We start from the raw sequence: 23,087 nt of genomic DNA on the forward strand, positions 1-23,087 counted from the left end.
CGGGGTATTGCCTCTTCGAACAGTTCCAGTGCAACAAAAAACCCCTCGTGCCAAGGGCATGCGAGGGGTGGCGCGTCGGTCTCTCCCGAGCGGGGCGTGTGCTGCCCGCTCTAGCCGACGCGCCCGCCAAGTACGAGAATTCGGGTGCGCATGGCACCGACCTTCCTCCTCGGCGGGGTCAAGTGTCAAGCAGGTGGGACGGAGGTCTCATCATGCGGACGTGCCCATGGACCGGGCAGCGGGAGGCGTCCGGGCAGGTCGGAGACGTTCTGGTGGTGCGCGGGCCGGCTCTGGGCCACCTCCGGGTGGCCACCCGAACGGGCGTCGGCGGCCAGGTAGGCGCGGCGCGCGGAGAGCGGCCCCAGCGGCCTCGGCAGCGGGTAGACCCGGCGCAGCAGCGCCCGGCGCAGCCGGTGCTCGTCCAGCGGCTGGGCGAAGGCCAGGCCCTGCCCCTGGCGGCAGCCCAACTCCTGCAGGACGGCGACCTGGCGCGGGTGGTCCACCCCCTCGGCGGAGGTCACCAGGCCGAGGTCGCGGCCCAGCCGCAGCGCGTGCCCGGCCAGTGCGCGGGTGAGGGTGGAGTCGGCCACGTCCTGGACCAGCGAGCGGTCCAGTTTGATCGCGTCGAGCGGCAGCCGGGCCAGCGCGCCGAGCGAGCCGCCGCCCGCGCCGAAGCCGGCCACCGCGGTGGAGACGCCGTGCCGGCGCAGCGCGTCGAGCCGGCGGCCGAGCTCGTCGGCCTGCGCGTCTGGCCCGGTGCGGGCCAGCTCGATCACCAACTGCTGGGCGGGCAGGCCGGTTTCGCGCAGCACCGCGACCACCGCCTCGTACATGCCGGGGGCGCAGAGCCGTTCGGCCGAGAGCCGGACCGAGACCGGGACGGCGACCATCCTGGGGCCGCCCCGGCGGGCCGCCGCGGTGACCGTCTCGTGCAGCATCCAGCGGGCGAAACGGGTGGCCGCGTCGCCCCGCTCGGCGGTGCGCAGGAACTCGGCGGGGGTCAGCAGCAGGCCCTGGGCGGAGCGCCACCTGGCCTGGGCCTCGACACCCGTCACGGCGCCGGTGGCGAGGTCCACCAGGGGCTGGTGGAGCAGGGTGAAGGTGCCCTCCCGGACGGCCAGCCGAAGCCGGTCCTCCAGCTCGGTGCGGCGCTCCAACTCGGCCCGCATGGCCGGGTGGTAGAGCACGACGCGCCCCTTGCCCTCGGACTTGGCCCGGTACATCGCGAGGTCCGCGTCGCGCATCAGCTCGTCGGCCCGCGCCCCGTCCTCCCCGTGGTCACGACCGTCCCGGGACGGGGAGGCGAAGGCGATGCCGATGCTGGCGGCCACGCCGAGCTCGGCCCCGCCGATCCAGTACGGCTCGGAGAGCGCCGAGCGCAGCCGGTCGGCCAGCTCCTGCACCTGGACGCGGCCGAGCCGCCCGGAGACCAGCGCGGCGAACTCGTCCCCGCCGAACCGGGCCACGGTGTCCCCGGCCCGGACGGCGCCCTGCAGCCGGCGGGCGGCCTGCACCAGCAGCTCGTCGCCGACCTGGTGCCCGGCGGAGTCGTTGACCGCCTTGAAGCCGTCCAGGTCGAGGAAGAGCACCGCGACCGTCTCGCCCTCCTGGCCACCCGTCAGGGCGGCACCCAGGCGCTCGGTGAACAGCGCCCGGTTCGGCAGGTCGGTCAGCGGGTCGTGGAACGCGTTGTGCTGCAACTGCGCCTGCAGCATGACCCGTTCGGTGACGTCCCGGCTGTTCAGGATCAGGCCGTCCCGGTACCGGTTGACGGTGGACTCGACGTGCAGCCACTCACCGCCGCCGGAGCGGACCCGGCACTCGACCCGGGCCGAGGGTTCGCCGATGCCGTCCGGCAGGCCCTTCATCAGCCGCTTGACCTCGGCCAGCACCCGGTCGACGTCCTCCGGGTGGACCAGGTTGAGCAGGTTCCCGCCGACCAGGTCCTCCGGGTCGCGGCCGTAGACACCGAGCGCGGCCGGGGAGACGTAGGAGAGCACCCCGGTGCCGCCGGAGATCATGATGACGTCGCTGGAGCCCTGCACCAGGGAGCGGAAGTGCGCCTCCTTCTGGGCCAGCTCCTGGGCCAGCGAGAGGTTGTCCAGCAGGGTGACGCCCTGACGCAGGATCAGCGCCAGGCCGACGGTGCAGGCCGCCGCCACCACCACCCGATCCAGGTGGTGGCCGCCGAGCGCGTTGTAGAGGATGCCGACGGTGCAGACGGCGGCCGCCACGTACGGGGTGAGCGCGCTGAAGGTGGTGGAGACCCGGCGGCGCGGGGCGCCGCCGACCGAGGGGTGCTGGCGGCTGGGCGCGCTGGCGGCCCGGGGCGCCCAGGGGGCCCAGGCGAGCAGCACGCTGCCGGCGAACCAGCCGGCGTCCAGCAGACCGCCGGAGTGGTAACTGCTGCGCAGCTCGGGCGAGGTGAACAGGGCGTCGCAGACCACCGTGACGGCCAGGCCGACCATCGCGGTGTGCACCGCCGCGCGGTTGCCGTCCCGGCGGCGGAAGCGCAGCCCGACCACCAGGCTGACCAGCAGGATGTCCAGCACGGGGTAGGCGAGGCCGAGGGCCAGCCGGAGCGGGTCGTCCCCCTCCCCCGCCGCGACCCGGCCGAGCGCCAGGCTCCAGCTGAGGGTGAACAGCGAGCCGGCCACCAGCCAGCCGTCCAGCAGCAGGCAGAGCCAGCCGGCGGCGGTGCGCGGGCGCTGGGCCAGCACCAGCAGGCCGGTGATGGCGAGCGGGGCGAAGAGCAGGAAGGCGTACTCGGCCGGGGAGTCCTGCGGCAGGTCGGTGCGGAGCACCACCTCGTACCAGCCCCAGGTGCCGTTCCCGAGGGCGACCATCGAGGAGGAGAGGCCGAACAGCAGCCAGGCCGGGCGGGCCGGGCCGGCCGTGGTGCAGGCGTGCAGCAGGCAGGAGAGCGCGGCGGCCAGCGCGGCGCCGGCCAGGCCGAAGTCCCCCATGAACTGGGCGAGTCGGGGGGAGCCCCAGCCGAGGGCGGCACCCACCCCGTACCCGAGGCAGAGCACCGCCAGCAGGGCTCCGGGGAGACGGACCGCGCGGAAGCTCACTCGACCTCTCCCCCACGCCGTACCGGTGTTCCCGGTCCGGACCCTACACCAATTCCGTCACTCAATGACACGCACACTCCACTTAGAGTAATGGCGACGGGTGACGACGTGTCTCGTTTCGGGACGGATCGCCCCGGTTGGCCGCAGCGCACGGGGGCGCACTGAGCCCCGCGCCCCCGTGCGCCCGGGGGCCCGGGACGCCTCTCAGGCCCCCTGGCCGAGGAGTTGGAGCCGGTGCGCCAGGGCGGCGGCCTCGCCGCGGCTGCCGACCGAGAGCTTGGCCAGGATGTTCGAGACATGCACGCTGGCGGTCTTGGGCGAGATGTAGAGCTCCTCGGCTATCTGACGGTTCGTCCGGCCGAGCGCGAGCCGGTCCAGCACGTCGCGCTCGCGCGGGGTGAGACCGAACTCCTCGGCGGGGTCGGCCGGTTCGGCACTCCGCGGCTCGGCGGCCGGGCGCGCGGCGGCCAGACCGGCCCGGGCGGTGAGCAGGGCGGCGTCCTGCCGCAGGTAGCGCCCCGAGGTGACGAGCTCCTCCACCTCGCGCAGCAGCCCGGCCGCCTCCTCCCGGCGGCCCGCCGCCAGCAGTGCCTCGGCCTGCCGGTAGAGCGCCTGTCCGAGCGGGCAGCCCAGCCCGAGGGCGCGCAGCGAACCAACCGCCGCCGCCCACTGGCCGGGGCTGTCGGCGCCCTCGGCGCGGGCGAGTTCGGCCGCCAGCAGCTCGCTCCAGGCGCGGTGCAGCTCGGTGCCGGGCCGCAGCCCGGCGGCCACCTCGGCGATCCGCCGCAGCACCACCGGCCGGCCGAGGTCGGCACTGGGCACCCCGCGCGAATCGGCCTCGGCCGCCGCTCCCTCGACCAGCACCGGCAGCAGTCCGTTGACGCAGCCGTCGGAGAGCCCGTCCCCGCCCGGGCGGTCGGCCAAGCCGTCGAGCACGGCGAGCAGTTCGGCCCTGGCGTCGAGCGGGCGCCCGGCCCGCATCGCCAGCCGGATGGCCAGCCGGGCCACCGGAAGGTCGTGCTGCGGCTGCTGGACCACCCTCCCGGCCTGCCGGGCCCGCTGGAAGTACTCCTCGGCGGCCGCCAAGTCACCCCGGTCCAGGGCGAGTTCGCTGCGCAGCCGGTCCAGGAAGGCGTGGAAGGTGCCGGCCCGGGAGTCGTCCCACTCGGCCAGCAGCTCCTCGGCCTCCTGGCGGCGGCCGAGCACCAGCAGCGCCTCCACCAGGTTCCCCGCCAGGATGGCGCCGGTGTTGGCCAGCAGGCCGTTGCCCTGCGCCACCGCCAGGCCCTCCCGGGCCAGCGCCGCGGCCTCCTCGGCCCGGCCGAGGCTGAGCTCCATGCTGGAGAGGTTGTTGAGCGCCCGGCAGAGCACGTCCACCACACCGGCCGGCCGGGCCCGCTCGACCGCCTCGTGCAGCAGCGCCAGCCCGGCCTCCGGGTCACCCAGGTTGGCCCGCAGGGTGCCGAGCGTGGTGAGCGCGTGCAGCTCGACCATCGGGGCGTCCACCGCACGGGCCAGCTCGACGGCCCGCTCGGCCATCGCCATGTCCCCCGCCGACGGGTCCAGCAGCATCACGTGACCCACCGCCAGCGCCAGCACCTCGGCCTGCACCGGTGAGGGCCGCAGCCCGGCCACCAACTGCTGGGCCCGGTCGATCTCCTCCTGCGCTCCCCCGCGCCGCAGGTGACCGAACATCTGCGCGCGCTGGATCATGAACCAGGCGGCCCGCTCCGGCTCGGCCTCCTCGTCCACCAGCTTCAGCGCCCGCTTGGCCAGGCTCAGGCCGCGGTCCCGGTCCCCGCTGCGGCGGGCGGCCGTGACCGCCTCGGCCAGCACGTCGACCAGGTACAGCCCGGCGCAGTGCGCGCCGTCGCAGCCGCAGGCCGGGAAGGTGCCCGCCCAGTCGTGCGGCCGGACGCTGGTGTCGCGGATCTCCTCCGGCACCTCGTCCCAGAGCTCCAGGGCGCGCTCCAGCATCCGCAGTTGCTCGGCGAAGGCGTTGCGGCGGCGGGCCGCCCGGGCCGCCTCCAGCGCGGTCGGCAGGGCCTTGGCGGGCTCGTGCGCGTGGTACCAGTAGTTGGCCAGCCGGGCGTCCAGCCCGTTCCCGCAGACCAGCTCGCCCTGCTGCTCCAGCACCGTGGCGTAGCGGCGGTTGATCCGGTAGCGCTCACCGGGCAGCAGGTCGTCGGAGACCGCCTCGCGGACCAGCGCGTGCCGGAAGCGGTACCCCTCGCCGTCGGTGTCCGGGCGGAGCACGTTGGCGCCGACGGCCGTGCGCAGCGCCTCGGTGAGCGACTCCTCGCCCTCGTCCAGCACCGCCTCCAGCAGGCCGTGCTCGACGTAGCTGCCGCCCTCGGCGGCGATCCGCAGCACGCGCTGGGTCTCGTCCGGCAGCGCCTCCACCCGGACCAGCAGCAGGTCGCGCAGCGATTCGGTGAGGCCGGTGTGGCAGCCCTCCTGGTGGGCGGTGGCCAGCTCCTCGACGAAGAACGGGTTCCCCTCGGAGCGTTCGTGGATGCGGTCCACCAGCGAGCGGCCGGGGGCCTCGGTGCCGAGGATGCCGGCCAGCTGGGCGGCCACCTCGGCCCGGCCGAACCGGGCCAGCTCCAGCCGCTGCACGGTGCGCAGCCGGTCCAGCTCGGCCAGGAACGGGCGCAACGGGTGACGGCGGTGCAGGTCGTCGGTGCGGTAGGTGGCGACGATCAGCACCCGGGCCCGGTGCAGGGTGCGGATCAGGTAGGCGAGCAGCTCGCGGGTGGAGCGGTCGGACCAGTGCAGGTCCTCGATCGCCAGCACGATGGTCTGCTCGGCGGACAGCCGCTCGAACAGCCGGGCGGTGTGCTCGAAGAGCCGGGCCCGGCCGAACTCGTCGTTGGGCTCGGCGTCGTCGGCCCCGAACTCCGGCAGCAGGCGGGTGAGGTGGCCCTCCATCCCCTCGGCGGCCCGTTCGAGTTCGGCCCCCAGCCCGCGGTGCAGCCGGCGCAGCGCGGTGGCCAGCGGGGCGAACGGCAGACCCTCGGCGCCGACCTCCAGGCAGCCGCCCATGGTGGTCACCGCGCCGCCCCGGCAGGCGGTGCCCAGGAACTCCTCGATCAGCCGGGTCTTGCCGACCCCGGCCTCGCCGCCGATCAGCACCGCCTGGGGCTGGCCGGCGTCGGCCCGGCGCAGCGCGGCCTCCAGCGCACCGACCTCGGTGCCGCGACCGACGAAGACCGGGCTCACCGATGTCTGCTCCATGGCGCCGAGCATGCCACAGGCCGCCGACGCGGTCCGAGCGAGTATCTCGCGGTTCGGACCGGGCCCCGGCGGCCTGTGACGGTCTGTCAGCATTTGCACTGGCTCAGCTGTGCTTGAGCTGCGGGCGCGGACTCAGGGCCCGTACCCGGCGCTGTCGCAGCGCCCTCAGCAGGCCCAGGCGCAGCGCCGGGGCGGCCTCCCGGTCGGCCTCCAGGGCCTCCCGGACCAGCGCGTCGTGGCGGGCCTGGCGCTGCAGCTCCTGCGAGCGGGCCTGGATGAGCTCGTACTCGAACATCGTGGTCTCCCCTTGTTTTCCCTTGCGGGCTCTTCGTCCTGGGTAAGAGCTTCCTCCGGTAAGGGGGGTGGCCACATCGGGAGCATGCCGCATCTCCCGGGGCGTCAGGTCCTTAGACGAGGACCGCCCGCTCCGTAGGGACGGAGCGGGCGGTCCTCGTCGTGCCTAGGACGTCCTACTCGGGCGAGACGCCGAGCTTCTCGAAGATCATGTCCTTGACCTTCGCGGCGTCGGCCTGGCCGCGGGTGGCCTTCATGACCGCGCCCACCAGGGCGCCGACGGCGGCCACCTTGCCGCCGCGGATCTTGTCCGCGACGCCGGCGTTGTCCGCCAGGGCCTGGTCGATCGCCGCGCTGAGCGCGGAGTCGTCGGAGACCACGGCGAGGCCGCGGGCCTCGATCACGGCGTCCGGCTCGCCCTCGCCGGCCAGCACGGCCTCGATCACCTGACGGGCCAGCTTGTCGTTGAGCTTGCCCTCGGCGACGAGCGCGCAGACCCGGGCCACCTGGGCCGGGGTGATCGGCTGGTCGGCCAGCTCGGTGCCGGTCTCGTTGGCCCGGCGGGCCAGCTCGCCCAGCCACCACTTGCGGGCCTGGTCGGCCGGCGCACCGGCCGCGATGGTGTCCAGGATCGGCTCGACCGCACCGGCGTTGAGGATGGACTGCATGTCCTGGTCGGACACGCCCCACTCGGCCTGCAGCCGGGCCCGGCGGACCCGGGGCAGCTCGGGCAGAGCGGCCCGCAGCTCCTCGACCCACTCGCGGCTCGGGGCGATCGGGACCAGGTCGGGCTCCGGGAAGTACCGGTAGTCCTCGGCGTTGTCCTTGATCCGGCCCGAGGTGGTGGAGCCGTTGTCCTCGTGGAAGTGCCGGGTCTCCTGGACGATCGTCCCGCCGTCGGTGAGCACCGTGGCGTGCCGCTGGATCTCGAACCGGGCCGCCCGCTCCACGCTGCGCAGGGAGTTGACGTTCTTGGTCTCCGAGCGGGTGCCGAACTTCTCGGTGCCGTTCGGACGCAGCGACAGGTTCACGTCGCAGCGCATCTGGCCCTTGTCCATCCGGGCCTCGGAGACGCCCAGCGCCCGGATCAGCTCGCGCAGCTCGGCCACGTACGCCTTGGCCACCTCGGGGGCGCGCTCGCCGGCGCCCTCGATCGGCTTGGTGACGATCTCGATCAGCGGGATGCCGGCCCGGTTGTAGTCCAGCAGCGAGTGGGTCGCACCGTGGATGCGGCCGGTCGCGCCACCGACGTGGCTGGACTTGCCGGTGTCCTCCTCCATGTGGGCGCGCTCGATCTCCACCCGGAAGGTCGAGCCGTCCTCCAGCTGCACGTCGAGGTAGCCGTTGAAGGCGATCGGCTCGTCGTACTGCGAGGTCTGGAAGTTCTTCGGCATGTCCGGGTAGAAGTAGTTCTTCCGGGCGAACCGGCACCACTCGGCGATCTCGCAGTTCAGCGCGAGACCGATCTTGATCGCCGACTCCACGCCGATGGCGTTGACCACCGGCAGCGAGCCGGGCAGGCCGAGGCAGGTCGGGCAGGTCTGGGTGTTCGGCTCCGCGCCCAGCTCGGTCGAGCAGCCGCAGAACATCTTGGTCTTGGTACCCAGCTCGACATGGACCTCAAGGCCCATCACCGGGTCGTACGAGGCGAGTGCGTCCTCGTACGAGACCAGGCTAATGACGCTCACAGCGTCCCCTTCACTTGAGTCTTGGCGGTCCGTCAGCCCAGCAGCACGTCGTCGTCCCCGAGCCGCTTGAGCTCACGGACGAGGAGCGCGGTGCCGGTGATCAGCGCGGCGGCACCGACCAGGGCGTTGAGGAGCAGGAGGTTGTCGTTCTCGGTCCGGGCCTTGCGGATGTCCTTGGAGATCGAGATCGCGCCGAACGCGCTCGTCCCGATGGACAGCCAGAGACCGGGCTTGGACTTCTTGAAGCCCTTGGCCTTCGCGATGCTGCTCACAGAACCGGTGCCTCCTCGAGCAGGGGGTGTCCCCACTTGTCGTTGAGCGCGGCCTCGACGGCGCCGCCCACGCGGTACAGGCGGTCGTCCGCCATCGCGGGAGCGATGATCTGCAGGCCGACCGGGAGATTGTCCTCCGGGGCCAGGCCGCAGGGCAGCGACATGGCCGCGTTGCCGGCGAGGTTGGACGGGATGGTGCACAGGTCGGCCAGGTACATCGCCATCGGGTCGTCGGCGCGCTCGCCGATCGGGAAGGCGGTGGTGGGGGTGGTCGGCGAGACCAGCACGTCGACGCCGGCGAAGGCCGCGTCGAAGTCGCGCGAGATCAGGGTCCGGACCTTCTGGGCCGAGCCGTAGTAGGCGTCGTAGTAGCCCGAGGAGAGGGCGTAGGTGCCGAGGATGATGCGGCGCTTCACCTCGGGGCCGAAGCCGGCCTCGCGGGTGAGGGCGGTGACCTCCTCGGCCGAGCGGGTGCCGTCGTCGCCGACCCGCAGGCCGTACCGCATCGCGTCGAAGCGGGCCAGGTTGGAGGAGGCCTCGCTCGGGGCGATCAGGTAGTAGGCCGGGAGCGCGAGGGTGAAGGACGGGCAGGAGACCTCGACCACCTCGGCGCCGAGCTCGCGGAGCAGCTCCACGGACTCGTTGAACCGCTGCATCACACCGGCCTGGTAGCCCTCGCCGGCGAACTCCTTGACCACGCCGATCCGCATGCCGCGGACGTCGCGCCGCTTGGCGGCCTCGACCACGGCCGGGACCGGGGCGTTGATCGAGGTGGAGTCCAGCGGGTCGTACCCGGCGATGGCCTCGTGCAGCAGCGCCGCGTCCAGCACGGTGCGGGCGCACGGGCCGCCCTGGTCCAGCGAGGAGGAGAACGCGATCAGCCCGTAGCGGGAGACCGAGCCGTAGGTCGGCTTCACGCCCACGGTGCCGGTGACGGCGCCGGGCTGGCGGATCGAGCCGCCGGTGTCGGTGCCGATGGCCAGCGGGGCCTGGTAGGCGGCCAGCGCCGCGGCCGAGCCGCCGCCGGAGCCGCCGGGGATGCGGGACAGGTCCCACGGGTTCCCGGTCACGCCGTAGGCGGAGTTCTCGGTGGAGGAGCCCATCGCGAACTCGTCCATGTTGGTCTTGCCGAGGATGACCACGTCGGCGTTCTTCAGACGGGCCGTCAGGGTGGCGTCGTACGGCGGCACCCAGCCCTCGAGGATCTTCGACCCGCAGGTGGTCGGGATGCCCTCGGTGGTGAACACGTCCTTGAGCGCCAGCGGCACGCCGGCCAGCGGGCTCAGCTGCTCGCCGGCCGCGCGCTTGGCGTCCACCCGGCGGGCGGCCGCCAGGGCGCCCTCGGTGTCCACGTGCAGGAAGGCGTTGACCTTCTTGTCGGTGGCATCGATCCGGTCCAGGTGGGCCTGGGCGACCTCGACGGCGGAGACCTCTCCGGCCGCGATGGCGGCGGCGGTCTCGGCGGCGGTCTTCTTGATGAGCTCGGTCACGGGATCAGTCCTCCCCGAGGATCTGGGGGACGCGGAAACGCTGCTCCTCGGCGGCCGGCGCACCGGCCAGGGCCTGCTCCGGGGTGAGCGACGGGCGCACCTCGTCCGCCCGCATGACGTTGGTCAGCGGAAGCGGGTGGGAGGTCGGCGGGACGTCCTGTCCGGCGACCTCGGAAACGCGGGCGACCGCGCCGATGATCACGTCGAGCTGCTCGGCGAAGTGGTCCAACTCTTCGGCCTGCAGCTCCAGACGCGACAGCCGGGCGAGGTGGGCGACCTCCTCGCGCGTGATGCCAGGCATGCAGCGATCCTCAAGGGTGAGTTCTGGTCAGACCGCCACGAGACATGTGTGACGGCCCATCTTTCCAGGCCCATCCTATGGGCAGCGCCGGGCGCCCGGCGCTGCCCACGGCCCGGGCGCCCCGTGCCGCTAGAGCAGTTCGACCTCGGGGGCACCGGTCCGATGGACCATCAGCCAGGCGGTGGCCTGGTCCGCCGGGAGGGCGGCGGAGACCAGCCAGCCCTGCACCGCGTCCACTCCGAGGGAGTGCAGCCGCTCCCAGGTCTCGTCGTCCTCGACGCCCTCGGCGACCACCGTCAGCCCGAGCGAGTGGGCCAGCTCGACCGAGCAGCGGACCACCGCGGCGTCGTGGTCGTCGGCCACCATCCGGGAGACGAAGGACCGGTCGATCTTCAACTCGCCGACCGGCAGCGAGCGCAGCCGCACCAGCGAGGAGTGCCCGGTGCCGAAGTCGTCCAGCGACATCCCGACCCCGTAGCGGCGCAGCTCGGCCAGGGTGTCCGCGGCCAGCCGGGAGTCGTCCAGCAGCAGCCGCTCGGTGATCTCCAACTGGAGCGCCCCGGCGGGCACCTGGTGCCTGGTCAGGTGACCGGCCACCCGGTCGGCGAAGCCCGGGTTGAGCACGTCCCGGGGCGAGACGTTGACCGCGACCTGCACCTCCAGGCCCTGCGCGCGCCAGAGCGCCAGCTGGCCGACGGCGGCCTCCAGCACGTAGTCGGTCAGCCGCGGCATCAGCCCGCTGGACTCGGCCAGGCCGATGAACTCGTCCGGGGGCACCCGGCCCTGGCCCGGCCGCTCCCAGCGCAGCAGCGCCTCCAGGCCGACCACCCGGCCGTCGAAGGCCACCTTCGGCTGGTAGTGCAGCTGCACCTCGCGGGTCTCCAGGGCCCGCCGCAGGTCGCCGAGCAGACCGATCCGGTACGGGGTGTCCAGGTCGCGGGTCTCGTCGTACTGCTCGACCCCGCTGCGGCGGCGCTGGGCGTGGCCCATCGCCACGTCCGCCCGGCGCAGCAGCGCCTCGGCGTCCTGGGCGTGGGCGGGGTAGACGCAGACCCCGGCGCTGGCCTCCAGCACCAGCAGCAGCCCGTCCAGGCGGATGGGAGCGGCGAGTTCGGCGATCAGCGCCTTGGCCATCCGCTCCAGGGTGTCCGCCCGGCCGACCCCGGGCAGCAGGACGGCGAACTCGTCGCCGCCCATCCGGGCCACCACCGGGCGGTGACTGCGCTGGATGGCGACCGGGAGGGAGGAGAAGACGTCGTCCGGATCGTCCCGCTCGGGGTTGTGCGTGCCGGAGCGCAGCGCACGGTGCAGGCGCCTGGCGATGTGCACCAGCAGCCTGTCCCCGGCGGTGTGCCCGAGCGCGTCGTTGAGCGAGCGGAAGCGGTCCAGGTCGAGCAGGATCAGCCCGACGTTCCAGTCCTCCTCGCCCTCGCCCTCGGCGATCGCCTCCTGGGCGGCCAGCAGCAGGGCGTGACGGTTCGGCAGGTCGGTCAGCGGGTCGGTCAGCTGGTCGCGGGCCCGGTCCCGGGCGATCCGCCAGGCGGCCACCAGGACCGCCAGCGGCACCGCGAACAACGGCAGCAGCTCTGGCTCGTGCCGGTAGACCAGGACGGCGAGCGGGATGAGCGGCGCCGCCCCGGCCAACAGCACGCCGAGCAGCAGGACCGCACCCGCCACCCCCTGCGGCGGGCGTGTGGGCGCGCCGCCGGTCGTACGATCCATAAGCCCTGTCCTCCGTCGGGCCCGCCCCGTTCAGGCCGCCTTTCGGTACGACACCCCCGGTGCGGTGGAGGCCAGCGTGCGGGCTTCCCCGTCGGCCCGGCTGGTGCTCCCGGGGCCGGCCACCCTTGCTGACGCAGTGTCGCCCCAAGGGTATGCCCGGGTCCGACCCGTGAGGCGGACTTTCGGACAACCTTGGACGCCGCACCGGCGGAACATCCTTCCGGAGTGCCGCCCAGTGACAGAATGCCCGGTTTCTTTCGGACAGACCCCGCTGACGAGGCATCAGAAAAGTAACGGAGTATCAGCTCTCGTCGGTCGGCTCGGCCGCCGGGGCCTCCTCCGCGGCGATCGGCTCGATCCCGAGGTGGGCCCGGGCGGCGTCGGGGCCCTGCTCCAGCAGGACGGCGAAGCCCGCGTCGTCCAGCACCGGCAGGCCGAGCTGCACGGCCTTGTCGTACTTGGAGCCGGGGTTGTCACCGGCCACCACGAAGTCGGTCTTCTTGGAGACCGAGCCGGTGACCTTGGCGCCGCGCGAGGTGAGCGCCTCCTTGGCACCGTCCCGGGTGTGGCCGGCCAGCGTGCCGGTGACCACCAGGGTGAGGCCCTCCAGCGGGCGGGGGCCCTCCTCCTCGGCGGCCTCCTCGACGAAGCGGACGCCGGCGGCGCGCCACTTCTCCAGGATCTCCCGGTGCCACTCCTCGGCGTACCACTCCTTGATCGCCTTGGCGATGATCGGGCCGACGCCCTCGGTGGCGGCCAGCTCCTCCTCGGTGGCGGCGAAGATCCGGTCCAGGTCGCGGAACTCCCGGGCCAGCGCCTGGGCGGAGACCGGGCCGACGTGACGGATCGACAGGCCGTTGAGGTAGCGCCAGAGCGGGCGGTCCTTGGCCTTGTCGAGGTTCTCCAGCAGCAGGGTGGCCGACTTCTTGGGCTCGCCCTTGAGGTTGGCGAAGAAGGTGACCACCTTCTCCTTGCCGGTCCTGTCGTCCGGCTTGGGCATGCCGGTCTTCGGGTCCAGCACCTTGGCCTTGATCGGCAGCAACTGCTCGACGGTCAGGGCGAAGATGTCCCCCTCGTTCCCGACCGGCGGCTCGGCGGGCTCCAGCGGCTGGGTCAGCGCGGTGGCGGCCACGTAGCCGAGGCCCTCGACGTCCAGCGAGGAGCGGCCGCCCAGGTAGGCGATCCGCTCGCGGATCTGGGCCGGGCAGTACTGCGCATTGGGGCAGCGCAGGTCGATGTCGCCCTCGTTCATCGGGCGCAGCCCGCTGCCGCACTCCGGGCACTCCTGCGGCATCACGAACGGCTTGGCGTCGTCCGGGCGCAGCTCCATCACCGGGCCGAGGATCTCCGGGATCACGTCACCGGCCTTGCGCAGCACGATGGTGTCGCCGATCAGCACGCCCTTGGCCTTCACCACGTCCTGGTTGTGCAGGGTGGCGTACTGGACCATCGAGCCGGCCACCTTCACCGGCTGCTCCAGCACCGCGTACGGGGTGGCCCGGCCCGTCCGGCCGATGCCGATCTTGATCTCGGCGAGCTTGCCGTTGACCTCCTCCGGCGGGTACTTCCAGGCGATCGCCCAGCGCGGGGACTTGGAGGTGGCGCCGAGCCGGCCCTGCAGGGCGATCTCGTCCACCTTGACCACCACGCCGTCGATCTCGTGCTCGACCGAGTGGCGCTGCTCGCCGTACTGCTTGACGAAGGCCCGCACCTCGTCCAGGGTGCCGACCACCCTGTTGTGCTTCGCGGTCGGCAGGCCCCAGTCGTGCAGCAGCTGGTAGGCGTGCGACTGGCAGTCGATGTCGAAGCCCTCGCGGGCGCCGATGCCGTGCACCACCATGTGCAGCGGGCGGGAGGCGGTGACCTGCCAGTCCTTCTGGCGCAGCGAACCGGCCGCCGCGTTGCGGGGGTTGGCGAACAGCTTGACCAGGGCCATCGGACGCTTGCCCTCGGCGGCCCGCTCCTCGTTGACCTTCTCGCGGCGCTCGTTCTCGGCGGCCAGCGAGGCGTTCAGCTCGGCGAAGGCCTCGGTCGGCAGGTAGACCTCGCCGCGGATCTCCACCAGGGCCGGGACGTTCTCGCCCTTGAGCTGGTGCGGGATCTCCTTGATGGTGCGGACGTTGGGCGTGATGTCCTCGCCCACCCGGCCGTCACCGCGGGTCGCGGCCTGGGTCAACTGGCCGTTCTCGTAGGTGAGGTTGACGGCCAGTCCGTCCACCTTGAGCTCGCACAGGTAGTGGTAGTCGATGCCGTCCAGTTCGCGGGCGACGCGCTCGGCCCAGGCGGCCAGCTCCTCGTCGTCCATCGCGTTGTCCAGGCTGAGCAGGCGCTCGCGGTGCTCCACCGCGGCGAACAGCTCGGTGGGGGCACCGCCGACGTTCTGGGTCGGCGAGTCGGGGGTGACCAGGACCGGGTGCTCGGCCTCGATCCGCTCCAACTCCCGCAGCAGCCGGTCGAACTCGGCGTCGGTGACGATCGGGGCGTCCTGCTCGTAGTACCGCACCCGGTGGCCGACGATCTCCGCCGCCAGCTCGGCGTGCCGCTCACGCACCTCCGCCGGTACGTCCGCCCAGCCCTCGACCGCCACCCTGGTCTCCTCCTGCTACTCCGGGTTGTCCACCAGACTCTGCGCGGCCCTCGCACTGAGTGACAGCGCCTTGCGGGCGTACGCGGGCGAAGCACCCGCCAGGCCACAGGTCGGCGTCACCAGCACACGGCGGCCGAGCAGTTCCGGGGACAGCCCCAACCTGCGCCACAACGTCCTGACACCCTGGACACTACCGGCCGGGTCCGTCATTCCCGCGTCCGTGGACGGCACCACACCGGCGAGGATCACGGTGCCGGCCTCGACCGCCTCGCCGATCTCCTCGTCCTCACGCTCCGTCAGCAGACCGAAGTCCAGCGAGATCCCGGCCACCCCGGCCCGGCGCAGCAGCGCCAGCGGGACGTCCGGGGCGCAGCTGTGCACCACCACCGGCGCGTCCAGGCCGCGGATCAGCTCGCGCAGGGTCTCCTCGGCGTGCTGGCGGTCCACCGCGCGCAGCCGCTGGAAGCCGCTGGCGGTCTTCACCGAGCCGGCCAGCACGGCCGGAAGTGACGGTTCGTCGAGCTGGAGCACCAACTCCGCACCGGGGATCCGCTTGCGGACCTCGGCCAGGTGGCGGCGCAGGCCCTCGGTGAGGGACTCCGCGACGTCCCGGCAGGCGCCGAGGTCGGCGAGGGCCTTCTCGCCGTGCTTGAGCTCGATGTTCGCGGCCAGCGTCCACGGCCCGACCGCCTGCACCTTGAGCGCTCCCGTGTACCCCTGGGTGAACTCCTCCAGGGCGTCCAGGTCCTCGCCCAGCCAGGAGTGCGCCCGCCGGGTGTCCCGGCCGGGCCGGTCGGCGAACCGCCAGCCGCTCGGCTCGGTCTGGGCGAACAGCTCCACCAGCATCCCGGCCGAGCGCCCGATCATGTCGGCGCCGGGGCCCCGGGCGGGCAGCTCCGGCAGGTGCGGCAGGAACTCCAGCGCCCCCACCGAGGTCTTCGCCGCCTCCCGGGCGTCCGTGCCGGGAAGCGAGCCGACCCCGGTGGCGGCTCCGGTCAGCTCGGGAAACACGTGTCCAGTCACGCGACGAGCCTAGTGCCCCCGGTCAGCTGCCCGGGCGGACGGTGATCTCGGTGATGGCCGCGTCCCGGGGCAGGTCGATCGCGGTGACGATCGCGGTGGCGACCGACTCCGGGGCGATCCAGCGGGTGGGGTCGTACTCCTTGCCCTCCTGCTGGTGGACCTTCACCTGCATCGGGGTGGCGGTGCGGCCCGGGTAGACGGTGGTGACCCGGACGCCGTGCGGCTGCTCCTCCAGGCGGAGCGAGTCGGCCAGCGCGCGCAGGCCGAACTTGCTGGCCGCGTACCCGCCCCAGGTGGCGTCCGCGCGCAGGCCCGCACCGGAGTTGACGAAGACCACCTGGCCGCGGGCCAGCCGGACCGAGGGCAGCAGCAGCCGGGTCAGCTCGGCGGGCGCGACCAGGTTGACGTTCAGCTGCTCCTGCCAGGCCTTCACCGGGAGGTCGCCGATCTCGCCGAGCTGGACCACCCCGGCCACGTGCAGCAGCGAGTCCAGCTCCACCGGCAGCTCCTGGTGGCCGAAGGCCCAGGAGAGCTTGGCCGGATCGGACAGGTCGCCGACCAGGGTGCGGGCGCCGGGGAAGCGCTCGCGCAGCTGGGCCGCCCGCTTGGCGTCCCGGGCCAGCAGCCAGAGCTGCTCGCCGCGCGCCGCCAGCCGCTCCGCGACCGCCTCGCCGATGCCCGAGCCGGCTCCGGTGATCAGGTGAGCACCCATCAGTTCGTCCCCTCCAGGAGTGCGATCGCCTCGGCCGGGGTGGCGGCGAAGTGCACCAGCTCGGCCAGCGGCCGGGGCAGGAAGCCCTCGGCGTCCATCCGCTCCAGCTGCAGCCGCAGCCCGGTGTAGAAGCCCTCGGTGTCCAGCACCACGACCGGCTTGTCGTGCCGGGCGTGCTTCTTGAGCTCCAGCACCTCGGTGATCTCGTCGAGCGTGCCGAGCCCGCCGACCAGCACCGCCAGCGCGTCGGCCCGCTCCAGCAGGTGCGCCTTGCGGGTGGCCAGGTCGGGAGTGGTGACCATCTCGTCGGCGCCCTCGTAGGCCTTGTGCGCGAGGAAGTCCACCGAGATGCCGACCAGCCGGCCGCCGGCCCCCCGGACCTCGTCGGCCAGCAGGCCCATCAGGCCGGCGTGCGAACCGCCCCAGACCAGGGTGTGGCCGCGCTCGCCGAGCAGGCGGGCGAACTCGGCGGCGGGGACGGTGTACTTCTCGTCGAGCGAGTAAGCGGAGCAGAAGACGGTGATGTTCATAGTGCCCCCAGGTCTATCAGGTCATCCGCCCGCCGCCGAAGGCGATTACGCCGTGACCGGGCGCCGCTCGGTGCTGGCGATGGTGGCCGAGCCGACGACCCGGGTGCCGTCGTAGAGCACCACGGCCTGGCCGGGCGCGATGCCGCGGGCCGGGGCGGCGAGGGCGACGTGCAGCTGACCGTCGGTCAGTTCCGCGGTGACGGGGACCTCTTCGCCGTGCGCGCGCAGCTGGGCGGTGTACGCGCCCGGACCGGCCGGGGGCTCGCCGCACCAGCGCGGGCGGATCGCGGTCAGACCGAGGACGTCCAGACCCTCGGCCGGGCCGACCGTCACGGTGTTGTTCACCGGCGAGATGTCCAGCACGTAGCGGGGCTTGCCGTCGGCGGCCGGGCGGCCGATCCGCAGGCCCTTGCGCTGGCCGATGGTGAAGCCGTAGGCGCCGTCGTGCTCGCCGAGCTTGGTGCCGTCGGTGTCCAGGATGTCGCCGGTGGCGGTGCCGAGGTGCTTGGCCAGGAAGCCCTGGGTGTCGCCGTCGGCGATGAAGCAGATGTCGTGGCTGTCCGGCTTCTTGGCGACGGCCAGGCCGCGGCGCTCGGCCTCCTCGCGGATGACGTCCTTGGTGGTGTCGCCGAGCGGGAAGAGCGAGTGCGCGAGCTGCTCGGCGTCGAGCACGCCGAGCACGTAGGACTGGTCCTTGGCGGCGTCCACCGCGCGGTGCAACTCCCGCTCACCGGTGGGGAGGTCGACGATCCTCGCGTAGTGACCGGTGCAGACCGCGTCGAAGCCGAGGGCGATCGCCTTGTCCAGCAGCGCGGCGAACTTGATCTTCTCGTTGCAGCGCAGGCAGGGGTTCGGGGTGCGGCCGGCCGCGTACTCGGCGACGAAGTCGTCGATCACGTCCTCGCGGAAGCGCTCGGCCAGGTCCCAGACGTAGAACGGGATGCCGATCACGTCGGCGGCGCGGCGGGCGTCGCGGGAGTCCTCGATGGTGCAGCAGCCGCGGGCGCCGGTCCGGAAAGACTGCGGGTTCGAGGACAGCGCCAGGTGCACGCCCGTCACCTCGTGGCCGGCCTCCGCCGCCCGGGCGGCCGCGACGGCCGAGTCGACGCCGCCGGACATCGCGGCGAGCACGCGCAGCCGGCCGCTGCCGGGCGAGGACGGGGCACCAGGGAAGTCAGTCATGATGCCCACCAGCGTACGCGAGGCCCCGTAGGGGCCTTCAGGGGCGCGAGGAACTGCGCAAGGCGGAAGGCAGCCCGGCGTGAGGTCGGGGCACGTCAGCCAGTTGCACGTGAGGCCGAGGTGCGGGGGAACGGCAGCACGTGCAACTGGCTCGCCTGCCCCGATCTGGCCCTAGCTCGCCTTCCGCACTCGCGCAGTTCCTCGCGCCCCTGGGTCGCTGCCCTGCCGGACCACCCTCGCGAAGCACTCCTATCGCCGGGCGGCCGCCGCCAGGCCGGCGCTGCGGGAGCGGTGGACGGCCGGGGCGATGGCCGCGGCCAGGGCGGCGACGTCGGCGGGGGTGGAGGTGTGGCCGAGGGAGAAGCGGAGGGAGGCGCGGGCCAGCAACGGGTCGGCGCCCAGGGCGAGGAGGACGTGGCTGGGCTGGGGGACGCCGGCGGAGCAGGCGGAGCCGGTGGAGCACTCGATGCCCTGGGCGTCGAGCAGCATCAGCAGGGCGTCGCCCTCGCAGCCCGGGAAGGAGAAGTGCGCGTTGGCGGGCAGCCGCCCCTCCCCCGCCGGAGCGCCGTTGAGGACGGCGTCCGGGACCTCGGCCAGCACGGCCGCGACCAGCGAGTCCCGCAGGGCGCCGACCTCGGCCGCGTACGCGGCCCGCCGCTCGACGGCCAGCCCGGCCGCCGCCGCGAAGCCCGCCGCCGCCGGGACGTCGAGCGTGCCGGAGCGGACGTCCCGCTCCTGCCCGCCGCCGTGCAGCAGCGGGACCGGCCCGACGCCCCGCCCGAGCAGCAGCGCGCCGACCCCGTACGGGCCGCCGATCTTGTGCCCGGTGACGGTGAGCGCGTCCAGGCCGGACTCGGCGAAGGAGACCGGCACCTGGCCGAGCGCCTGCACCGCGTCCGCGTGCATGGGGATGCCGAACTCCCGCGCCACGTCGACCAGTTCGCGGATCGGCTGGATGGTGCCGACCTCGTTGTTGGCCCACATCACGGTGATCAGGGCCACCGAGGCGGGGTCGCGCTCGACGGCCTCCCGCAGCGCGGCGGGGTGCACCCGGCCGTACGCGTCCACCGGCAGGTACTCGACCTCGGCACCCTCGTGCTCGGAGAGCCAGTGCACCGCGTCCAGCACCGCGTGGTGCTCGACCGGGCTGCACAGCACCCGGCGGCGGGCCGGGTCGGCGTCCCGGCGGGCCCAGTAGAGGCCCTTGACCGCGAGGTTGTCGGACTCGGTGCCGCCGGCGGTCAGCACGATCTCGCTGGGGCGGGCGCCGAGGGAGGCGGCCAGCGATTCACGGGACTCCTCCACCACCCGGCGGGCCCGGCGTCCGGCCGCGTGCAGCGAGGAGGCATTGCCGACCACCCCGAGGTGCGCGCTCATGGCGGCGATCGCCTCGGGCAGCATCGGAGTGGTGGCCGCGTGATCCAGGTATGGCATAGCGGCACAAGTGTAGGGGCCGGGCGGGCGCCGCCTCGCCGATCGGCGCCCCAGTATCACGATTTGGCCATTGCACACCGTGCAACGCGCCGTTAGCCTCCTGCCGCATCCGGGCACTGCCAGCCCGCTCAGGGAGGGGGCCGCCATGTCACAGACGGTGGACCGGGCACTGACCATCCTGGCCTCGCTCGGCCAGGGTCCGGCCTCGCTGGAGCAGGCCGCATCCCGGATCGGGGTGCACAAGTCGACCGCGCTGCGGCTGCTGCGCACCCTCCAGGAGCACGGCTTCGTGCACCGCCAGTCCGACCAGCGCTACCGGCTCGGCGGGCGGCTGTTCTCGCTGGCCCAGCAGGCCCTGGACGGGATCGACGTCCGCCAGGTGGCGGCGCCGTACCTGGCGGCGCTGAACGAGCGCTACGGGCACGCCGTGCAGCTGGCCGTGCTGGACGAGGGCGAGGTGCTCTACCTGGACAAGGTGGAGAGCCGCCACACGGACCGGCCCGGCTCCTGGGCCGACCCCTCGGTGCGGATCGGCCGCCGGGTGCCGGCGGTGACCACCGCCGTGGGCAAGGTGCTGCTCGCCGATCTGCCGGAGGATCAGCTGACGGCGTTCCTGGAGGGGCAGGACTTCACCGCCAGGACCAGCCGTTCGGTGCGCGGCCCCGAGGAGCTGCGCAGCGAGCTGGCCTCGGTGCGCCGCCTGGGCTGGGCGGTGGACGAGGCCGAGTACCGGGAGACGGTGAACTGCATCGCCGCCCCGGTGGTCGGCATCGAGGGCACCGCGATCGCCGCGTTCTCGATCTCCGCGGCGGCGGGTACCACCCCGATCGCCGAGCTCTCCAAGCTGGTGCCGGAGCTGCTCTGCACCGCCGAGGCGATCTCGCTGGCCTACGGCGGCTCCCCTACTCCTCGCTGGTGCGAGAACCGTTGCGGTGCCAAGCACGTGGTGCCCGCCAGCCGTACTTGAGCGCCAGCATCCGCAGCACGAAGGCGGTCAGCGCGGCGGCGGTGCCGGTCGCCGTGGTGAGCGCGCCGGTGGCGGTCAGCACCGCGACCATGGCCGCGCCGACCAGGGCGGGCACCGCGTAGATCTCGCGGTCCCAGCGCAGCAGCGAGGGCGTCTCGTGCGCCAGCACGTCGCGGATCACCCCGCCGCCGGCGGCGGTCAGCATGCCGAGGGCGACCGAGGAGACCGAGCCGAGGCCGTAGTCGTGCGCCTTGGCCGTGCCGGTCACGCAGAACAGGCCGAGACCGAGCGCGTCCAGGGTCTGCACGCTGCGGTTGATCCGCTCCACCTCGGGGTGCAGGAAGAAGACCACCACACCGGCCAGCAGCGGCGTGACGAAGTACCCGAGGTTGGTGAAGGCGACCACCGGGGTGGCCCCGATCACCAGGTCGCGCATCACGCCGCCGCCCAGCGCGGTGGCCTCGGCCAGCACGCAGATGCCGAAGATGTCCATGTTCTTGCGGACGGCCAGCAGGCCCCCGGACAGGGCGAAGACGAAGATGCCGATCAGGTCCAGGGTCTGCTGGACGTCGGGCGGGAAGAGCTGCGAAGTCACCGTCAATTCTTACCGCGCCGTCACCCGAACGGGGACGAGCCGCCCCGCAGGTCAGTCCGCCGCCACCCGGCCGACGGCCAGCAGGGCGGCCACCGGGAGCTCCACGGTGTCGTCTCCGGCCGCGTACCGGGCGGCCAGGCGCAGGTACGCCCGCTCGATCCGGGCGGCCGTCTCGGGGGGCTGACCCTCGATCAGGGAGGAGGTGAGCACGGTGCCCTCCAGCACGTCCTTCCACCACTGCCCCGGGTCGACCCGGTGGGTCCAGCCGACCCGGTGCACCGCCACCTCGGTCAGCCCGGCCGAGCGGAGCAGCTCCGCGAAGGCCTCCGGGGCCGCGTACGGGGCGAACGGGGCGTCACCCGGCAGACCGGCCGGCCGGGTGGCCCCGGCCTCGGCGAAGGCGTCGAAGAACAGTCCCTGGGCCCGGTTGGCCGCCAGGGAGTCCCAGCAGGACAGCGCGATCCGCCCGCCGGGGGCCACCACCCGGGCCAGGTCGCGGACGGCCGCCACCGGGTCGGGCACGTGGTTGATCACGAAGGCGCCGACGGCGGCCTCGAACTCCCGGTCCGCGAACGGCAGTCCGGGCAGCGACGCGGTGACCGCCCGGGGCAGCACCCGGGCCGCCTCGGCCACCATCTCCTCGACCGCGTCGGTGGCCGTCACCTCGGCCCCGAGGGCCGCTGCGGCCAGGCCCAGCCGGCCGGTGCCGCAGCCCACCTCGAGCACCCTCGTGCCCGCGCCGACGGCGGCCTCGGCGAGCAGGCGGGCGTGCAGTCCCGCCGTCATCGCACCGAAGCCGCCGTCGTAGGTACCACTGCGCCGCGCCCAGCCGCCGCGCTCGAACTCCTGGAAATCCACCACGTGTTGAACAGCCCATCTGTGACCGGAGTGACCCGGTCGTGCCGACGGGCAGTCTAGGCGGAAACGATCAGGAGTTCTCGGGGAAGTGGCAGGCCACCTGGTGCCCGGCCTTGGGCGCGACCAGGCGCGGCTCCTCGGTGGCGCAGACGTCCTGGGCCTTCCAGCACCGGGTGCGGAAGCGGCAGCCGCTCGGCGGGTTGATCGGTGACGGGACGTCACCCGTCAGCCGGATCCGCTCGCGCTGCTCCTTGCGCCGCGGGTCCGGCACCGGGACCGCCGACATCAGCGCGTTGGTGTACGGGTGCATCGGCGCCGAGTAGAGCGAGTCCCGGTCGGCGATCTCCACCACCTTGCCGAGGTACATCACCGCGACCCGGTCGGAGACGTGCCGGACCACCGAGAGGTCGTGCGCGATGATCAGGTAGGTCAGGCCGAGCTCGTTCTGGAGGTCGTCGAGCAGGTTGACCACCTGGGCCTGGATGGAGACGTCCAGGGCCGAGACCGGCTCGTCCGCCACGATCATCTTCGGCTTCAGGGCCAGCGCGCGGGCGATGCCGATGCGCTGGCGCTGACCGCCGGAGAACTCGTGCGGGTAGCGGTTGTAGTGCTCCGGGCTGAGGCCGCAGAGCTCCAGCAGGTCCTGCACCGCGCGCTTGACGCCGTGCTCGGTGGAGACCTTCTGGAGCCGGAACGGCGCTCCGACGATGGTGCCCACGGTGTGCCGGGGGTTGAGCGAGGAGTACGGGTCCTGGAAGATCATCTGGATGTCGCGGCGGAGCGGACGCATCGCCGAGACGCCCAGGTGCGTGATGTCCCGGCCCTCGAACTCGACCTTGCCGCCGGTCGGTTCGTCCAGCCGGGTGACCAGGCGGCCCATGGTGGACTTGCCGCAGCCGGACTCGCCGACCACGCCGAGGGTCTCCCCGGCGCGGACCTCGAAGTCGATCCCGTCCACCGCGCGGACGGCGCCGACCTGACGGCGCAGCAGACCCTTGGTGATCGGGAAGTGCCTGGTCAGACCGGTCACCCGGAGCAGCGGCTCACGGTCGGAGGCCGGCGCGGGAGCGGGCACGGTCGCCGCCGTCGTCGATGAGTCCGTCATGGGGTCTTCTCCTGAG

General features: G+C 73.3%; 18 protein-coding genes. 1 reads left to right on the top strand and 17 read right to left on the bottom strand.

Going from position 1 to position 23,087, the window contains the following annotated elements:
* Positions 1–185: 185 nt before the first annotated feature.
* The 14 genes from ACWEPF_RS12570 to ACWEPF_RS12635 all read right to left on the bottom strand — a co-directional run bounded on the left by ACWEPF_RS12570 (position 186) and on the right by ACWEPF_RS12635 (position 19,546).
* Positions 186–3,074, bottom strand: coding sequence for a putative bifunctional diguanylate cyclase/phosphodiesterase (locus ACWEPF_RS12570; RefSeq protein ID WP_452172559.1), 2,889 nt, complete (start codon positions 3,072–3,074; stop codon positions 186–188).
* Positions 3,075–3,278: 204 nt separating this feature from the next.
* Entirely contained in the window at positions 3,279–6,311 is a 3,033-nt protein-coding gene (locus tag ACWEPF_RS12575) for a helix-turn-helix transcriptional regulator (protein WP_452172560.1), read from the bottom strand.
* Positions 6,312–6,414: 103 nt separating this feature from the next.
* Positions 6,415–6,606: a hypothetical protein gene (locus ACWEPF_RS12580; protein WP_345290221.1), complete on the bottom strand. Its 192-nt coding sequence runs from the start codon at positions 6,604–6,606 to the stop codon at positions 6,415–6,417.
* Positions 6,607–6,781: 175 nt separating this feature from the next.
* Positions 6,782–8,293, bottom strand: coding sequence for an Asp-tRNA(Asn)/Glu-tRNA(Gln) amidotransferase subunit GatB (gene gatB / locus ACWEPF_RS12585; protein ID WP_345290220.1), 1,512 nt, complete (start codon positions 8,291–8,293; stop codon positions 6,782–6,784).
* A 32-nt stretch (positions 8,294–8,325) separates the two neighbouring features.
* On the bottom strand, positions 8,326–8,565 hold the full coding sequence (locus ACWEPF_RS12590; protein ID WP_345290218.1) for a hypothetical protein: 240 nt from the start codon (positions 8,563–8,565) through the stop codon (positions 8,326–8,328).
* Positions 8,562–10,055: an Asp-tRNA(Asn)/Glu-tRNA(Gln) amidotransferase subunit GatA gene (gene gatA / locus ACWEPF_RS12595; RefSeq protein WP_452172561.1), complete on the bottom strand. Its 1,494-nt coding sequence runs from the start codon at positions 10,053–10,055 to the stop codon at positions 8,562–8,564. The genes ACWEPF_RS12590 and gatA overlap by 4 nt, the downstream gene beginning before the upstream one ends.
* Positions 10,056–10,059: 4 nt before the next feature.
* A complete protein-coding gene (gene gatC / locus ACWEPF_RS12600; RefSeq protein ID WP_035845952.1) occupies positions 10,060–10,356 on the bottom strand; it encodes an Asp-tRNA(Asn)/Glu-tRNA(Gln) amidotransferase subunit GatC in 297 nt (98 codons plus the stop codon).
* 129 nt (positions 10,357–10,485) lie between these two features.
* Positions 10,486–12,078, bottom strand: a complete 1,593-nt coding sequence (locus tag ACWEPF_RS12605) for a putative bifunctional diguanylate cyclase/phosphodiesterase (protein ID WP_452172562.1) — start codon at positions 12,076–12,078, stop codon at positions 10,486–10,488.
* Positions 12,079–12,379: 301 nt separating this feature from the next.
* The gene (gene ligA, locus ACWEPF_RS12610) at positions 12,380–14,665 is read right to left on the bottom strand and encodes an NAD-dependent DNA ligase LigA (protein ID WP_452172563.1); all 2,286 of its coding nucleotides are present in this window, start codon (positions 14,663–14,665) and stop codon (positions 12,380–12,382) included.
* A 15-nt stretch (positions 14,666–14,680) separates the two neighbouring features.
* Entirely contained in the window at positions 14,681–15,688 is a 1,008-nt protein-coding gene (locus ACWEPF_RS12615) for a methionine synthase (protein WP_449795555.1), read from the bottom strand.
* A gap of 22 nt (positions 15,689–15,710) precedes the next feature.
* On the bottom strand, positions 15,711–16,400 hold the full coding sequence (locus ACWEPF_RS12620) for an SDR family oxidoreductase (protein WP_452172564.1): 690 nt from the start codon (positions 16,398–16,400) through the stop codon (positions 15,711–15,713).
* Positions 16,400–16,930, bottom strand: a complete 531-nt coding sequence (locus ACWEPF_RS12625) for an LOG family protein (RefSeq protein WP_452172565.1) — start codon at positions 16,928–16,930, stop codon at positions 16,400–16,402. The genes ACWEPF_RS12620 and ACWEPF_RS12625 overlap by 1 nt, the downstream gene beginning before the upstream one ends.
* A gap of 45 nt (positions 16,931–16,975) precedes the next feature.
* On the bottom strand, positions 16,976–18,112 hold the full coding sequence (gene mnmA / locus ACWEPF_RS12630; RefSeq protein WP_452172566.1) for a tRNA 2-thiouridine(34) synthase MnmA: 1,137 nt from the start codon (positions 18,110–18,112) through the stop codon (positions 16,976–16,978).
* A 249-nt stretch (positions 18,113–18,361) separates the two neighbouring features.
* The gene (locus tag ACWEPF_RS12635) at positions 18,362–19,546 is read right to left on the bottom strand and encodes a cysteine desulfurase family protein (RefSeq protein WP_345290205.1); all 1,185 of its coding nucleotides are present in this window, start codon (positions 19,544–19,546) and stop codon (positions 18,362–18,364) included.
* A gap of 145 nt (positions 19,547–19,691) precedes the next feature.
* On the opposite strand from ACWEPF_RS12635, the gene ACWEPF_RS12640 reads away from it, so the two are divergent.
* The gene (locus ACWEPF_RS12640) at positions 19,692–20,513 is read left to right on the top strand and encodes an IclR family transcriptional regulator (protein WP_345290204.1); all 822 of its coding nucleotides are present in this window, start codon (positions 19,692–19,694) and stop codon (positions 20,511–20,513) included.
* Here ACWEPF_RS12640 and ACWEPF_RS12645 read toward each other — a convergent pair.
* The 3 genes from ACWEPF_RS12645 to ACWEPF_RS12655 form a co-directional block, all read right to left on the bottom strand.
* The gene (locus ACWEPF_RS12645; RefSeq protein ID WP_345290203.1) at positions 20,449–21,108 is read right to left on the bottom strand and encodes a trimeric intracellular cation channel family protein; all 660 of its coding nucleotides are present in this window, start codon (positions 21,106–21,108) and stop codon (positions 20,449–20,451) included. The two genes, ACWEPF_RS12640 and ACWEPF_RS12645, sit on opposite strands and share 65 nt — an antisense overlap.
* 51 nt (positions 21,109–21,159) lie before the next feature.
* Positions 21,160–21,969: a class I SAM-dependent methyltransferase gene (locus ACWEPF_RS12650; RefSeq protein WP_452172567.1), complete on the bottom strand. Its 810-nt coding sequence runs from the start codon at positions 21,967–21,969 to the stop codon at positions 21,160–21,162.
* 67 nt (positions 21,970–22,036) lie between these two features.
* Entirely contained in the window at positions 22,037–23,071 is a 1,035-nt protein-coding gene (locus tag ACWEPF_RS12655) for an ABC transporter ATP-binding protein (RefSeq protein WP_345290201.1), read from the bottom strand.
* Positions 23,072–23,087 lie beyond the last annotated feature (16 nt).

This window comes from Kitasatospora sp. NPDC004289 (assembly GCF_053602875.1).